The 14,763-nt window shown below is 59.7% G+C and carries 12 protein-coding genes; 10 read left to right on the top strand and 2 right to left on the bottom strand.

Translation table 11 applies throughout. The annotated features are described in order from the left end of the window. The first annotated feature begins 26 nt into the window (after positions 1-26). Positions 27-878 carry a LysR substrate-binding domain-containing protein gene (locus tag ACR0DK_RS18895; RefSeq protein WP_480737602.1) on the top strand — a complete coding sequence of 284 codons (852 nt, stop codon included), beginning with the start codon at positions 27-29 and terminating at the stop codon, positions 876-878. Here the strand turns inward: ACR0DK_RS18895 and ACR0DK_RS18900 are convergent. Further along, on the bottom strand, positions 869-1,771 hold the full coding sequence (locus ACR0DK_RS18900) for a LysR family transcriptional regulator (protein ID WP_480737605.1): 903 nt from the start codon (positions 1,769-1,771) through the stop codon (positions 869-871). The genes ACR0DK_RS18895 and ACR0DK_RS18900 overlap by 10 nt on opposite strands. Positions 1,772-1,848: 77 nt before the next feature. Here ACR0DK_RS18900 and ACR0DK_RS18905 point away from each other — a divergent pair, with 77 nt between their 5' ends. The 5 genes from ACR0DK_RS18905 (at position 1,849) to ACR0DK_RS18925 (ending at position 9,026) form a co-directional block, all read left to right on the top strand. Continuing rightward, positions 1,849-5,061, top strand: a complete 3,213-nt coding sequence (locus tag ACR0DK_RS18905; protein ID WP_480737607.1) for a reductive dehalogenase — start codon at positions 1,849-1,851, stop codon at positions 5,059-5,061. 129 nt (positions 5,062-5,190) lie between these two features. Beyond that, the gene (locus ACR0DK_RS18910; RefSeq protein ID WP_170398402.1) at positions 5,191-6,057 is read left to right on the top strand and encodes an FAD binding domain-containing protein; all 867 of its coding nucleotides are present in this window, start codon (positions 5,191-5,193) and stop codon (positions 6,055-6,057) included. After that, on the top strand, positions 6,054-6,533 hold the full coding sequence (locus tag ACR0DK_RS18915; protein ID WP_170408211.1) for a (2Fe-2S)-binding protein: 480 nt from the start codon (positions 6,054-6,056) through the stop codon (positions 6,531-6,533). Before ACR0DK_RS18910 ends, ACR0DK_RS18915 begins: the two co-directional genes overlap by 4 nt. Beyond that, positions 6,533-8,788 (top strand): xanthine dehydrogenase family protein molybdopterin-binding subunit, encoded by a 2,256-nt coding sequence (locus ACR0DK_RS18920; protein ID WP_223117397.1) that lies wholly within the window; start codon positions 6,533-6,535, stop codon positions 8,786-8,788. The genes ACR0DK_RS18915 and ACR0DK_RS18920 overlap by 1 nt, the downstream gene beginning before the upstream one ends. Continuing rightward, positions 8,781-9,026 (top strand): MoaD/ThiS family protein, encoded by a 246-nt coding sequence (locus ACR0DK_RS18925; protein ID WP_170408213.1) that lies wholly within the window; start codon positions 8,781-8,783, stop codon positions 9,024-9,026. The genes ACR0DK_RS18920 and ACR0DK_RS18925 overlap by 8 nt, the downstream gene beginning before the upstream one ends. A 28-nt stretch (positions 9,027-9,054) precedes the next feature. Here ACR0DK_RS18925 and ACR0DK_RS18930 read toward each other — a convergent pair whose 3' ends face one another. Beyond that, positions 9,055-9,927 carry a LysR family transcriptional regulator gene (locus tag ACR0DK_RS18930; protein WP_223117398.1) on the bottom strand — a complete coding sequence of 291 codons (873 nt, stop codon included), beginning with the start codon at positions 9,925-9,927 and terminating at the stop codon, positions 9,055-9,057. A gap of 99 nt (positions 9,928-10,026) precedes the next feature. Here ACR0DK_RS18930 and ACR0DK_RS18935 point away from each other — a divergent pair, with 99 nt between their 5' ends. From ACR0DK_RS18935 to ACR0DK_RS18950, 4 genes are read left to right on the top strand one after another with little or no spacing between them, the layout of a single operon-like run. Further along, positions 10,027-11,469 (top strand): aldehyde dehydrogenase family protein, encoded by a 1,443-nt coding sequence (locus ACR0DK_RS18935; protein ID WP_480707415.1) that lies wholly within the window; start codon positions 10,027-10,029, stop codon positions 11,467-11,469. Continuing rightward, positions 11,469-12,446: a membrane dipeptidase gene (locus tag ACR0DK_RS18940; protein WP_480737610.1), complete on the top strand. Its 978-nt coding sequence runs from the start codon at positions 11,469-11,471 to the stop codon at positions 12,444-12,446. Before ACR0DK_RS18935 ends, ACR0DK_RS18940 begins: the two co-directional genes overlap by 1 nt. Continuing rightward, positions 12,446-14,128 carry a hypothetical protein gene (locus ACR0DK_RS18945; RefSeq protein WP_480737660.1) on the top strand — a complete coding sequence of 561 codons (1,683 nt, stop codon included), beginning with the start codon at positions 12,446-12,448 and terminating at the stop codon, positions 14,126-14,128. Before ACR0DK_RS18940 ends, ACR0DK_RS18945 begins: the two co-directional genes overlap by 1 nt. Continuing rightward, on the top strand, positions 14,125-14,754 hold the full coding sequence (locus ACR0DK_RS18950) for a DUF3726 domain-containing protein (protein WP_223117400.1): 630 nt from the start codon (positions 14,125-14,127) through the stop codon (positions 14,752-14,754). Before ACR0DK_RS18945 ends, ACR0DK_RS18950 begins: the two co-directional genes overlap by 4 nt. Positions 14,755-14,763 lie beyond the last annotated feature (9 nt).

Genomic DNA, 14,763 nt, shown 5'->3' on the forward strand with positions numbered 1-14,763 from the left:
GACAGTAGAAAATCTACAGTTTAGGTATGCCCGCTCTTCCACCTCTCAACGCGATGCGCGCCTTCGAGGCCTCGGCACGCCACCTGAATTTTCGTCTTGCTGCGGAAGAAATCGGCGTAACCCAAGGGGCCGTTGCGCAACAGGTGCGGGGCTTGGAAGCGCGGCTGGGGACGGCGCTGTTCGAACGCCTTCCGCGTGGGTTGCGCCTGACCGAAGCGGGGCGTCGGTTCCACGCGCCGCTGCGCCGGGCATTTCGGCTGATCGAAGAGGCTGTAAATGATCTGACCGACCAAAAGCAGATCACGATCTCGGTCACGCCCAGCTTTGCCTCAAAATGGCTGGTGCCGCGTCTGAATGATTTTGTGACCCGCCATCCCGATATCTCGGTGCAGGTTGACGCGCGCGAGCGGTTGGCGGATTTCCAGTCTGATGGAATTGATATCGCGGTACGCCAAAGCCGTTCACCGGTTGCGCGCGGTCTGCAAGCGACACCTTTGTTCTCGACCGAATTCGTTGTTGTGGGCAGTCCGGACCTCGCATCACAAATTTCTGGTCCAGACGACCTGATGCAACACGTTCTGCTCAGCGATTCCCATGGTCTGTGGCCTTTGTTTCTTGAACGCGCCGGGGTCGAAGGGAAGCCACGGATGATGAGTTTCAGCCAGACAAGCCTGGCGATAGACGCCGCTGTCTCGGGGCAAGGATTTGCGCTGGCCAATGCGCCACTTGTGTCTGCGGAACTGACTTCGGGTCGGTTGGTGCAGCCACTCTCTGAGGTGCTGGTTGACGATCTGAGCTTTTTCATTGTCACCCCGCAGAAACCGCGTCAGCGGGAGTTGGTGAAACAGATGCGCGACTGGTTGCTTTCTCAGGTCTGAAGCGAGGCCGCAATCGCGTCGATCCGGTCGCGTAACCAACGATGTGCCGGGTCGTTGGCCGAGCGCTGGTGCCAGACCATATAGATTGACACTGCTTCGCATTTGAACGGCAGTGGTGCGCTGTCCAGCGTGGCAAGCGGCCCGCGTTTCATCAGTGCCGTGTCGGTCGAGATCAGGTCGCTGCCTTTCACGAAAGGCGGGATCGCGTTGAAATGCGGCAGGGTTACGACGGGCGGTCTGATCTGGCTTTGATCCACGCCACGCATCACGGCACGGGCGTTGCGCCCGTCGGCAAATCGCACCTCGACATGATCGCTATTGCAATAGGATTGCCAATCCTCAGGCGGATCACGGTGAGCGGCATCATAGAATACCAACAACGGGCTGGTGATCAGCCGCTTCTGAAAGATATCCGGCCCATCCGGTGGCAGCGGGGTGAGCATCAATTGACACCGGTCGCTGCGCAGCAAGTCCGGGTCGGGAACACCCGACGGGATGAACTCCAGCCGCAACCTGACGCCTTCGGCGCGTGTCGCCCGCAGAAGTTCGGGAAAGATCAACTCACGCGGCATGTCGTTGGTGGCGATCTGAATGTCCATCTGTTCGGACAGCGGATCAAACGGGCGACCTTCGGTCAGGGCGCGCATGTTGTCCAGCACCTGTTGCACCGGCTCTTTCAACGACAAAGCGCGTTCGGTCGGGGTCAGCCCCTGTCCGGATCGGACAAATAGTGGATCGCCCAGCACTTGCCGCAACTTGCCCAGCGTATGGCTGATGGCCGATTGCGTCACCCCTAACCGGTCGGCAGCTTTCGACACCGAGCTTTCTTCGAGTATCGTCAGGAACACCCGTAGGACCTTGCCGTCCAGATCTGTGAAATCAATTCTGCTCATACCATTTATGATTATTCATGAATGGATTTGGTGTCCATGCCGGGGTAGGGGAAAGGGCAGCTAACTGGAGGCGCGCGATGGGGATCCGCTTTTTCTCGGACAAGAACAGACCTGTTCACATGGGTCCGTTCCCGCTGGAACGGCTGGCGCGGCTGGATCGGATGCCTGATCTGGCGCAGGTCGAACCGATGTGTGCGCTTAGCTTTCGCAGGCCCGAGCAGCCCGAAAGCATCGTGAATGCGATGGGCGAGTTTCAGGCGATGATGGACGCAATCCGGGATGGATTTGTGAACCCCGTCGCATCGGAAATTCCTGCCAACCCAGCAGATCGTGCCAACCATCTGAAAGCGTTTGGCTATTTCAACGATGCGTCGATGATGGGCTGCGGGCCGCTACCCGCGGAGGCGATGTTGGCTGAGCCTCGCCGCAACCCGGATATCGACCGGCTGGCTCATGCGCTTAGGACGCGGCAAACCAAAACGCTGGCCTCGGGCATCGATCTGATCATGGCGGATCTAAAAGAAAGCATGGAGGCCGCGCCACGCCCGATGGACCGTCATCGCCATACGCTCGTGTTTCTCTATGAGTTCAACCGCGATCCGGACCCCTCGGAGCCCGGGTCCGATTGGATCATGGATGCGCAGGATCACCTCGCCTGTTTGCTTGCCACCGAGAATGCTGTGGTCATTGCCAACTACATCCGCCTCCTGGGTTTCGATGCGCGGGCGCATACGGCGATGTCCTCTGAGGTTGATCTGGGCAAGCTGGCAGTTGCTGCGGGTCTGGCCTCGGTTGAGGATGGTGCGGTTGTGGTGCCTTGGTTGGGTAAGCGGTTCGGATTGGCCGCTGTGACCACCGAAATGGAGATCGCGCATGACCGACCCTTGCGACCGCTGGCCGAACAACCGTGGTTCCGCACGCAAGGACCTGCATGGTGGCTGGGTGCAGGCTTCGCCAAGAACGCTCTGAACCGGGATGCCTATGCCAAGCGGCGCTATGTGGACGGGGCACATCCTTTTGAAAACCTCAAACGAGTCGAAACACCGACCACCTATATCGACGAGCAAAACGTAGCCCGGGTGCCCAAACGCGCAGACATGTTTGCGCGGGCTCAGTTCGGCGACATGGGTAAGTCGCTGCAAGACGCGACCAAGGGCGGGCATTACGTGCGCAAATCCGCCCCCAGCTTCGCCCAACGCCGCGCGCTGGGCGCATTTGTTTTGCTGCAGGACGGTGACAGCGCCGAGGCTGTACAGCACACAGATACCGAAAGAAATGCCGCGAATATCAAGGCTGCAACCTATTTCCTTGGGGTCGATGCGGTCGGGCTCAGCCGGTGCCCCGAGTGGAGCTGGTATTCCCATGACGCCACCGGAGAAGAAATCGTTCCACCCCATGATCAGGCGATCAGCATGATCATCGACCAGGGCTATGAGACGATGGAAGGCGCCAGCGGGGATGACTGGATCAGCGTGGCCCAATCCATGCGCGCCTATCTGCGGTTTTCACTGCTGGGGGGCGTGATCGCGCAGCAAATCCGAAATCTCGGCTACAAGGCCAAGGCGCATACGGTGATGGATGGCGAGGTGCTGCAACCGCCGCTGCTGCTGTTGTCGGGGTTGGGGGAGGTCAGTCGGATCGGTGAGGTGATCCTGAACCCCTATCTTGGCCCGCGCCTGAAATCCGGTGTCGTGACAACCGACATGCCGATGACGCATGACAAACCCATCGATTTCGGCCTTCAGACGTTTTGCGAAAGCTGCAACAAATGCGCTCGGGAATGCCCTTCGGGCGCAATCACTGCCGGGCCAAAGCTGATGTTCAACGGCTATGAAATCTGGAAATCCGACAGCCAGAAATGTGCCACTTACCGTATCACCACGCCCGGGGGGGCGATGTGCGGACGATGCATGAAGACCTGCCCATGGAATCTGGAAGGTATATTCAAGGAACGCCCGTTCCGATGGGCCGCGATGAATATTCCGCAGGCCGCGCCTGCATTGGCCAAACTGGATGACGCCGTCGGTAATGGTGGTCTGAATGACACCAAGAAATGGTGGTGGGATATCGAACTGGAAGCCGACGGAGCCTATCGCCCGTCGCAGCACCCATTGAACCGGCGGGACCTACAAAAAGACCTCGATTTGAAGTACGAGGATCAGACGCTTGCTGTCTACCCCGCTCCGCTCGCTCCGCACCCATGGCCCTATCCCTTCAACATGGACCGGGAAGCCGGAATTGCCGCCTATGAGGCGATGGTCACAGCTGAAGACTACAAAGCGCGCAAAACGGCAGGCGATATGTCTGTGATCCACCGTTATCAGGTCGCCGGGGACGCCCCGGTGATGCGGGTGGAACTAACCAAGGTCGACAAGATGACCTCGGATGTCACCAAGTACGAGTTCTCAACCCTCGACGGTGCGCCCTTGCCGAAATGGACTGCGGGCGCGCATCTGGACGTGCTGGTTTCGCCCGAATTCCTGCGGCAGTACTCGATGTCGGGCGATCCCTCCGACCGCACCACATATCAGATCGGCGTGCTGCGCGAGGATGAAGGGCGCGGCGGCTCGGCCTTGCTGCATCGCATCTTCAACGAAGGGCGCAAGGTCTTCATCTCAAAGCCGATAAACCATTTTGAGCTGGACGAGACTGCAACCAAAACCTTTCTGATGGGCGGCGGTATTGGCATCACGCCGATGATTGCTTTTGCCCACCGACTACATGCGATGGGCAAACCGTTCGAGCTTCACTATTCCGCCAGCACACGAGCAGGTGCCGGATATCTGGATGATCTGGCGGCTGTGCCATGGGCCGATCACGTGCAATATTACTTCTCAGACGAGGGCACACGGGCTGATCTGGAGGCTGTTCTGGGCGGATATCAGGACGGATGGCACGTTTATACCTGCGGCCCCGACCGCTATATGGACGGCGTCATTCACGCTGCCGAACGGCAGGGGTTTCCGGAAGGTGCACGGCATCTCGAATTTTTCTCCGTGCCGGAACAGCCCGAATATGAGAACCATCCGTTCACTCTGAAATTGGCGAAATCGGGTCGGGAGTTGACTGTTCCCGCTGACAAAGATGCGGCGCAGGTACTTAATGAGGCGGGCTTTCACGTGGATGTGAAATGCGCTGATGGGATCTGCGGGGTCTGCAAATGTGACGTGATTTCAGGTGAGATCGAACACCGCGATTTCGTTTTGTCCAACAAACAACGCGAAGGTGCGATCATACTGTGCCAAAGCCGGGCGGCCCGGGCAGACGGGGTGATCGAGATCGATCTGTGATTGCTCTCGATAAAACGACATTTTGAATCCCAAAAATTGGTCGTTCCAGCCATGGACGCCGCCGACTTGCTGCACTAACGTCCCCGGCGAACCCCAGTCTATCCTGATCAACAGGTGCGAGGTACTTTCATGGATTATCACAGCCCCGCCAGCTTTGCCGAGGCGTCGGCTCTGGCCGCAAATGCAACGGGCATCACTCGGTTTCTGGCAGGCGGCACCGATGTGCTGGTGCAGTTGCGCTCGGAATTGGTGACGCCCGATACGCTGATCGACATCAAGAAGATCGACGGCGTTAGCGAAATTACCCGCAATGCCGATGGCAGCTGGACGCTGGGCGTCGCCGCGACCGGCGCCGAGATGAGCGAGCACGCCGCGTTGGGCCGCGATTGGCCGGGTGTGGTCGAGGCGATGGACCTGATTGGATCGACTCAGGTACAGGGGCGTGCGACGCTGACCGGGAATCTGTGCAATGGCTCTCCGGCGGCGGATTCGGTGCCAGCGATGGTTGCGGCAGGCGTTACAGTCACCGTGACGGGCCCGGACGGCACACGAGAGGTGGCGGTCGAAGACATCCCGACGGGACCCGGCAAGACCTCACTGGCCAAAGGCGAACTGATCTCGGCGGTCAACATTCCAGCGCGTGGCGACAACGCCGGTGACGCCTATCTGCGCTTTATCCCGCGCACCGAGATGGATATCGCGGTGGTTGGTGTGGGCGTAAACTTACGACTGGATGGCGATACCATCACCGAGGCGCGCGTCTCACTGGGGGCTGTCGCACCAACCGTCTTGCTGGTTGAAGACTGCGCCAAAGCGCTGATTGGCAGCGCGTTGGATGACGCGGCGCTGGACGCGCTGGCTGCAGCGGCCTCGGCTGCCTGCAATCCCATCGATGACAAACGCGGCACTATTGCATTCCGCACCGAAGTTGCTGGCGTTCTGGCCAAGCGCGCCGCAAAAATCGCCTATGCCCGCGCAAAGGGAGAAGACGTATGAGTAAGTTCCACGTATCCACCACCGTGAATGGGGACGCGGTCGAATACCTCTGCGACCCGCGCGAAACCCTGCTGGACTGTCTGCGCGACAAGCTGAACCTGACCGGCGCGAAAGAGGGCTGCGGCACCGGCGATTGCGGTGCTTGTTCGGTCAGCGTCGATGGCCGTTTGGTGTGTTCGTGCCTGATGCTGGGCGTCGAGGCTGAGGGCAAGCAGATCGAAACAGTTGAAGGGATCGCGGACGGCGACGTCCTGCATCCGCTGCAAAAGAAGATGATCGAGTATGCCGCCCTGCAATGCGGCATCTGTACCCCGGGCATTCTGGTGGCGGCCAAGTCGCTGCTGGAAAAGAACCCCAATCCCACCGAAGAGGAAACCCGGTACTGGCTGGCAGGCAATCTCTGCCGCTGCACCGGCTATGACAAAATCATTCGCGCCGTGATGGATACGGCGGCTGAGATGCGGGAGGCTTCGTAATGGCACTGGACGATCGCAAATCTGACTTCACGTTTGTCGGCACCCGCCCTGACCGCCCTGACGGTCTGGACAAGGTGACGGGCCGCGCCAAGTTCGGTGCGGATATCTCAGCCCCCGGCATGTTGCATGGCGCTATCCTGCGTTCACCCCATGCCCATGCGCGGATCGTCAAGATTGATGCTTCAAAGGCCGAGGCCCACAAAGACGTCAAAGCCGTTGTTACCCGCGCCGATTTCGCCGATGTCCCCTTCAAGCCGGGGCTGGAAGGCGAATTCTGGAACGTGCTGGAAAATGTCATGGCGGGCGAAAAGGCTCTGTATGACGGCCACGCGATTGCAGCAGTTGCAGCGACATCAGCCTTGGCGGCGCGCGATGCGCTGAAGCTGATCGAGGTTGAATATGAAGTTTTGCCCCACGTCACAGATGTGGACAAGGCGATGGCACCGGACGCGCCTGTCATCCGCGAAGGTGCGGCAGATTATTCGGTGCCTGAGGGGATGCACCCCAACGTGGTGCGCTATCACGAAAGCGGCCACGGAGATGTCGAAGCCGGATTTGCCGAGGCGGATCTGGTAATTGAGGACAGCTTCGTTACCGAGGCAACCCATCAGGGTTACATTGAACCTCATGCCTGCATGGGGTCTCTGGGTACTGACGGCAAAGGTGAGCTTTGGTGCACCACCCAGGGCCATTGGATCGCACAGAAAACCTGCGCGGCGTTGCTGGGCATCGAAACCTCACAACTGCGTGTGACCGCGTCTGAGATCGGCGGCGGCTTTGGTGGTAAGACCACTGTGTTCATCGAACCGGTTGCGTTGGCGCTCAGCCGCAAGGCCAACCGCCCCGTAAAGATCGTGATGACCCGGTCCGAGGTGTTCCGTGCGACCGGCCCGACCTCATCGGCGTCGATGGACATCAAGATCGGCATGAAAAAGGACGGCACCATCACAGCAGCCGAAGGCATCTTCCGCCTGCAGGGTGGTGCCTTCCCGGGTGCACCCGGCGACATGACCGCCATGTGTGCCTTTGCGCCCTACAACCTGACCAACGTTCGCCAGGTCGGTTATGACGTGATGGCCAACCGCCCGAAACAGGCCGCCTATCGCGCGCCAGGCGCTCCGATGGGTGCGTTTGCGGTCGAATCCGTTCTGGATGAGCTGTGCAATCAACTCGGCCTCGACCCGGTGGATGTGCGCCTAAAAAACGCCGCGCATGAAGGCACCAAAGCCAGCTATGGCCCGACCTATGAGCGCATAGGTCTTGTCGAAACGCTTGAGGCCGCCAAGGCGCATCCGCATTACTCGGCCCCGTTGAAGCCGGGGCAAGGGCGCGGGATTTCCTGTGGGTTCTGGTTCAACCATGGTGGTGAGACCTCGGTATCTCTGGCGCTGTCCGAGGACGGCTCGGCCCAAGTCATGGTCGGTACGCCGGATATCGGCGGATCACGCGCGTCAATGGCGCTAATGGCGGCCGAGGTTCTGGGCATTCCCTACGAGAACATTCGCGTCACCGTCGCCGATACGGCAACGCTGGGTTACAATGATGTGAGCCACGGCAGCCGCGTGACCTATGCCTCGGGTCTGGCGACAATCAAGGCGGCGCGCCACGCGGTCGAGCAGCTATGCGCCCGCGCAGCGTCCAGTTGGGGAATCCCGGTTGATGCGGTGAAATGGGAGAACGGCTGTGCCGTGCCCTCAGGCCCCAATGCCGGTGACTTCGATCCGCGCCCGCTGGCCGATATCACCGCCCATATGGGCGCGACCGGCGGCCCGATCTCGGGCCATTTCGAGGCCACGCCGGAAGGCGCGGGTGTATCCTTTGGCACCCATATCGTGGATGCCGAGGTCGACCCGGAAACCGGCAAGACCAGCATCACCCGCTACACGGTCATTCAGGACGCGGGCAAGGCGATCCACCCGACCTATGTCGAAGGCCAGTATCAGGGCGGAGCTGCGCAGGGCATCGGCTGGGCGCTGAACGAGGAATATATCTATGGTGAGGATGGCCGCTTGCAGAACTCGATCTTCCTCGATTACCGCATCCCGGTCGCCAGCGATCTGCCGATGATCGACACGGTGATTGTCGAAGTGCCCAACCCCGGCCACCCGTTCGGTGTGCGTGGTGTGGGAGAGACCGGCATCGTGCCGCCCTTGGCCGCCATCGCCAACGCGGTCTCCAACGCGGCCGGTGTACGCCTGAAGCAACTGCCAATGTCCCCGCCGCGCATTCTTGCCGCGCTCAAGGACAATGGTTGAGGTCCACCTCTGGTCTAGCCTCCGGTCTTTGACCGGGGGTCGCGAGGTGGTCGAGGTTGAGGCCGCCACCACGGGCGAATTGCTGCAGGAACTGGTGCGTATACATCCCCGGCTGCAGGCACCGATCGATGCGGGGGTCTCGGTGGCGTTGGACGGGCGCATCATCGCGACCGGACTGTCCGAGCCGATTCCGGAAGGTGCCGAAGTTTATTTAATGCAGCGTCTCAGGGGCGGTTGAAGGCGAAAGGTCTAGTTGGGCCCCGCCGTCACGCGAAATCACGGGACAGGATGAACGCGCAACACTGCTCGGTCAGATCTTGGAAGCGCGAACGCTCGCGGACATAGAGATACACTTGCCTTTTGTCGTGAAGGTCCGTGATCGGGCGGTAAGACACCGCCTCCGGCAAGAATTCGGCAACGGTTTGAGGAAGCACTGTGATCCACTCGCCCGATCGCACCAGCGTGATCAATGAATGCGTGTTGTGAATTGTGATCTCGGCGTTTTTGATTGCCGTATGGAAAGCCGGCGTTTGAATCAGATCGCACAACGTGTTTCGGACAAAGGGTGCGCTGGCGATGTCGGGGATATTCAGCGGTTCTGCGCGTGTGATCAGAGGATGATCCGAGGCCGCGACCAATCCAAAGGAGTCCTGAAATAGTGGAATGGTTTGGATGCCGTTCAGGGCGTGATACCCGGATGCGATTCCGATATCTGCCTGATCCTGAGCGATGGCATCCAACACCTGCTGCGTGTCGGTGTCGCGCAGCTCGATCTTCACCCCGGGGGATTCGCTGCTCATGTGGTGCAATAGTGGTGGAAAGATCAACGCGCCAACCGACGGGACGGATACGATCCGGATCAATCCCTGTTCAGCCAGCGCGGCGGCCTCGATATTCTGAACGGTCTGATCGAATTGGCGCACTTGCCGCAAGCCCAGATCGAGTACCTGCTCACCCAGCGGGGAAAGCTGGTTCTTGCGCTCGCCTTCGAACAGCTTTTTGCCCAGATGGTCTTCGAGCTGCTTCAATGTCATCGAGACGGCTGATTGCGTTCGACCAAGGCGGTCGGCGGCCTCGGACAGGTTCCCGGTCTGGGCCACCGTGCAAAAGCAACGCAGCATTTCAATCTTGATTGCCAAATTCAGTTTCCTTGAAGTTTGTTTAAGTTATTTGAGTTTGACTGATGTGCATCGGAAAATCCATCCTGTGACAAACGAATTCTGACTCTGGGGCGCATTGTGACCAAACTGAACCTGATCGCTGGCGAATGGCTGGCAGGCGAAAGCGAAATCGAAAACCGCAACCCTTCTGATCTGACTGACCTGGTTGGTATGTTCGCGCAAGCCAGCAGCGACCAACTTGAAGCGACGCTGGATCAGGCACGTGTCGCGCAAGCTGAATGGGCTGCCTATGGGCTGGAACGTAAGCAGGCAGTTCTGAACGCCATCGGTAACGAGCTGATGACCCGCGCCGAGGAACTGGGCACGTTGCTCAGCCGGGAAGAGGGCAAACCGCTGGCCGAAGGTAAGGGCGAGGTCTATCGAGCGGGTCAGTTCTTTACCTACTACGCCGCTGAATGTCTTCGTCAGATTGGGGAAAACGCCGACTCCGTTCGCCCCGACATCGAGATTGACGTGCGCCGCGAAGCGGTGGGTGTTGTCGCCATTATCAGCCCGTGGAACTTTCCCACCGCGACCGCTTCGTGGAAGATTGCGCCCGCGCTGTGCTATGGCAACGCTGTTGTGTGGAAACCGGCCAACATCACGCCTGCCTCGGCTGTGGCCCTGACCGAGATCATCGAACGTCAGGACATTCCCAAGGGTCTGTTCAGCCTGGTGATGGGCTCGGGCCGTTCGATTGGCCAACGTCTGGTCGAAAGCCCCAAGGTCAACGCGATTTCCTTCACCGGTTCGGTTCCGGTCGGCAAGGGCATCGCGGCGGCGGCGATCCAGAACCTGACCAAGGTACAGATGGAGATGGGGTCGAAAAACGCGCTGGCCGTGATGGACGACGCCGATCTGGATCTGGCGGTGACGCTGGCGCTGGGTGGTGCATTCGGCGGCACCGGTCAAAAATGCACCGCCTCGTCGCGGCTGGTGGTTCACGCGGGCATCCATGATGCCTTTGTCGAAAAGCTCGTCGCAGGTGCGCAGGCGATGAAGGTTGGTCACGCGCTGGAGCAGGGCACTCAGATGGGTCCCGTCGTAAGCCAGCAGCAACTAGGCGAGAACCTCGCCTATGTCGATCTGGGTAAATCTGAAGGGGCCGAACTGGCCTGCGGTGGACAGCGCCTAGAGATGCCGCATGAGGGCTTCTACATGTCGCCGGGCGTGTTCCTGAACACCACCAACGACATGCGCATAAACCGCGAGGAAATGTTCGCGCCGCTGACCAGCGTGATCAAGGTCGGCAGCTATGACGAGGCGCTGAGTGTGGTGAACGACACCAATTTCGGCCTGACCTCGGGCATCGTGACTAAATCGCTGGCCCGTGCCACCCATTTCCGCCGCAATGCGCGAACTGGTGTGGTGACGGTGAATCTACCTACGGCAGGCACCGATTATCACGTACCCTTTGGCGGTCGCGGCGACAGCTCGTACGGGCCGCGCGAACAAGGCAAAGCAGCGGCAGAGTTCTATACCACCGTCAAGACCGCCTATATCAGCGCAGGCCCCGTCTGATGCGTATCGACGCGCTGCAATATGCCAACTGGTCGGAGAAGATTTTCCGCCAACTGCGCGAAGGCGGCGTGGATGCGATCCACGTCACCATCGCTTATCATGAGAATTTCCGTGAAACCGTTCTGAACTTTGAGAAGTGGAATCGCTGGTTCGAGCAATACCCGGACCTGATCATGAAAGGCCGTTGGGCCAGCGACATCGACATCGCGCGCGAAACGGGGCGGACGGTTGTGTTCTTCGGGTTTCAGAACCCATCCCCGATCGAAGACGATATTGGTCTGGTTGAGGTTCTGCATGATCTTGGCGCCCGCTTCATGCAGCTGACCTATAACAACCAGTCGCTGCTGGCGACCGGCTGTTATGAGGCCGAAGACACCGGCATCACCCGCATGGGCAAGCAGGTGATCAAAGAGATGAACCGCGTGGGCCTTGTTGTCGATATGAGCCATTCGGCGGATCGGTCGACCATCGAAGCGGCGGAATTGTCCGAGCGCCCCATTGCCATCACCCATGCCAATCCGCACGAATGGTCACCTGCTTTGCGCAACAAGCGCGATGCGGTGATCCGGGCGGTGACGGAAAATGGTGGGATGCTGGGCTTTTCGGTCTATCCTCATCACCTCAAGGACAAGTCCGACTGCACGTTGGAGAGTTTCTGTGAGATGATCGCCCGAACGGCTGAGAAATACGGTGCCCAGCATCTGGGGATTGGCACCGACCTGTGTCAAGATCAGCCCGACAGTGTGGTTGAATGGATGCGCGTGGGGCGCTGGACAAAACAGATCGACTATGGCGAGGGTTCGGCCTCGGCCCCCGGTTTCCCGCCCATGCCGGGCTGGTTTCGGGACAATCGCGACTTCGGCAACATCGAGTCCGGCTTGCGCGCCACTGGCATGAACTCCGACGAGGTCGCGGGGATCATGGGCGGCAACTGGTACCGCTTCTTTGCCGATAATTTTAGGCCACAAGGCATATGATGGACCAAAGCCCGCATATCGCACGCCGCGACCCGGCCACTGTGATGCGCCTGTCCCGTCTAGGATCGTTGCATCAATGCCGTCTTAGTTTCATGCGGCAATTGACCCGTCGGATGGCTGCCGAAAACTGGACGTTCACCCGCCCAGTCTTCCAGATTGATGAAAAGGGCGTCGGTCACGCGGTCTACACTGCACAAGGTCCGAAACGCGCTTATTCGTTGGTGGCGTTTGCCCATGATCTGCCACCCGAGCAACGCTCGGATCGTGTGATCGCCGAGGCATGGGACGCGACCTTTGCGTTGTTTGACGGAATTCCTGACCCGGAAGACATTGAGCGGCTTTCGCAAAACGTACCTCTGCAAGAGGCCGGGCGTGTAAGCGAAAGCGAGCTGTCCTTGTCACGGGCCAACCGCTCGGTGCGTCTGTGGGCACATGTCGTGGATCGTCTTGCCACCGGTCAGCAGCCCGACCTCGAACAGATTTACAAGGTCGGTTACCTGATGCGGACAACCGCCGTGTATGGCTCGGGCAAGTTCGGCGCGGCAGATCGTGAGAGGATTGCAGACCGAGACGAAGTCAGCGCGCCATTTCAGGCCGAGATGCTTTCGGTCTACCTGACGCGGACCTTCGTGCGCGATCTGGTGCAACATATGGCCCGCACCAAGGGTGGCGACCAGACCGCAGAGTTGAACCCGGAAATCGCGCGTTGGCTGGGTATAGGCAATTCGACCGGGCTAGGTATGGCGCCTTTCATCGTCAATCACCCGATCCTGTTCAACAACTGGATCATGGTCCGGGAAGAGGCGATCTCGCGGGTTCGGTCCATTGAGACCGCAACAGAGGCAGAAGCGGCCAATTTTCGCAACATCTTCGCCAGTAGCAAATTGTCGATCTCGTGGTGGAAGTCCGAACATCCAATCCAGATCGAAAAGCTTGCGGCGCTGAATGCTGACTTGTGCGCAATATCGGACTATCTCGACAAGACCGATCTGACGGGCAATCAGCCGTGGGACCGCTTGATATTGTGGTCTCAGGCTACGCTCAGCGAAGAAGGGCAGGAGTTGTTGGCCTCGCTGATCCTTGAACCCTACGGTGAACTGGTCGATGGGCTGACCAGCTGTATGGCAGACAGCAACGGTGCGGCGCATGTGATTGATGGCACGATGACCGTTGGCGCGGTGCGCGACCTGATCCGCGCCAGCTTTGGCTGGGCAATGGATCTGGACTGGAACGCGCCCGAACACTGCGCGCGCGCTTGGTATGTGTCCGAGGAAAAGCTCGAGCCCCGGCTGGGTGAGCGGTTTGACGAACCGATTGCAGACTACGAACAGCCGCTAGCCCCGGCGCGCGACGCGGCTCTGGCCGAAAGCGCGCTTTCGGAATGGGCGGATGGTGCACCCATCGCCGAGTTCCTACTTGAACACCCTGAACACCGCCACACGATCCGTCGCGCGCAAATGAGCCGCGTAGCGCCTTACGGCGAAATTCGCGACAACACGATCAGCGCGGATGTTCTGCCGATCGACATGCTGCGTGCCAAACTCTCGTTCTTTGGTGCCACGCATTTCGATCCTCGTTCAGACCGCTGGGTACGTATCTGCATGTATGCTGGCGCGCCTTATCCCGAAGAGTTAAGCAGCAAGACTGCCGATCTGTGGGTCTATCCGGAGCTTGGACCGTGAACGTATCGCTGAATGAGGTCGAAGCCACGGCCAAACGCGCCGCGCGCGGAGCCGGATACCCCTGGGGACTGGCGGAAGAGGTCGGCAAAGCCACACGTTGGCTATGCGCACACGGGATTGATGGCACGAATTCCCTTGCGCAATTGTTGGAGCAAGGTCTGGCAGCCTCACTCAAGAATCACCGCCCGGTTGAGATGCAGTCGGCTTGGGCGGGGCAAGGCGTGCTTTGCCCGATCATCACGGGCGCTTTGCTGTCTGATCGGTCTGACCTGCTGCACGCAGGTCCCATACGTATCCAGAAGCTCGCAGTACCTGTTTTTCTGCTGCCCTTCGTAGCCTCGGCGGCACGCGCCCAGAATATCGTGATCACGCATACGTGCGATCTGTTCAGGGCCGCAACGGATGGCGATCGTCTGGAGGCGGGGCAGGATTGGCCATCGTTTTCTGATCACACCCAGATCACGCTGGGCGGCCAACTTACCACCCCTCGACCGCACGTGACCCGCGCAACCCCGGACCCGGCTTGCTGGGACACCCTCAACCGATTTGCCCATCGCACCTACGCGCCTGCTACCGAAGAATCCCGACTGTTGGGTGCTGGCGCTGGCCTGTCCGACAATGACTGAATGAGAGAG

The sequence above is a fragment of the Ruegeria sp. CE6 genome (assembly GCF_056537485.1).

What these genes read in the sequence shown, in the direction of transcription:
- ACR0DK_RS18895 (WP_480737602.1), top strand. Translation starts at nt 27, where the DNA reads ATGCCCGCTCTTCCACCTCTCAACGCGATGCGCGCCTTCGAGGCCTCG.
- ACR0DK_RS18915 (WP_170408211.1), top strand. Translation starts at nt 6,054, where the DNA reads ATGAGTAAGTTCCACGTATCCACCACCGTGAATGGGGACGCGGTCGAA.
- ACR0DK_RS18900 (WP_480737605.1), bottom strand. Translation starts at nt 1,771, where the DNA reads ATGAGCAGAATTGATTTCACAGATCTGGACGGCAAGGTCCTACGGGTG.
- ACR0DK_RS18910 (WP_170398402.1), top strand. Translation starts at nt 5,191, where the DNA reads ATGGATTATCACAGCCCCGCCAGCTTTGCCGAGGCGTCGGCTCTGGCC.
- ACR0DK_RS18940 (WP_480737610.1), top strand. Translation starts at nt 11,469, where the DNA reads ATGCGTATCGACGCGCTGCAATATGCCAACTGGTCGGAGAAGATTTTC.
- ACR0DK_RS18920 (WP_223117397.1), top strand. Translation starts at nt 6,533, where the DNA reads ATGGCACTGGACGATCGCAAATCTGACTTCACGTTTGTCGGCACCCGC.
- ACR0DK_RS18905 (WP_480737607.1), top strand. Translation starts at nt 1,849, where the DNA reads ATGGGGATCCGCTTTTTCTCGGACAAGAACAGACCTGTTCACATGGGT.
- ACR0DK_RS18925 (WP_170408213.1), top strand. Translation starts at nt 8,781, where the DNA reads ATGGTTGAGGTCCACCTCTGGTCTAGCCTCCGGTCTTTGACCGGGGGT.
- ACR0DK_RS18945 (WP_480737660.1), top strand. Translation starts at nt 12,446, where the DNA reads ATGGACCAAAGCCCGCATATCGCACGCCGCGACCCGGCCACTGTGATG.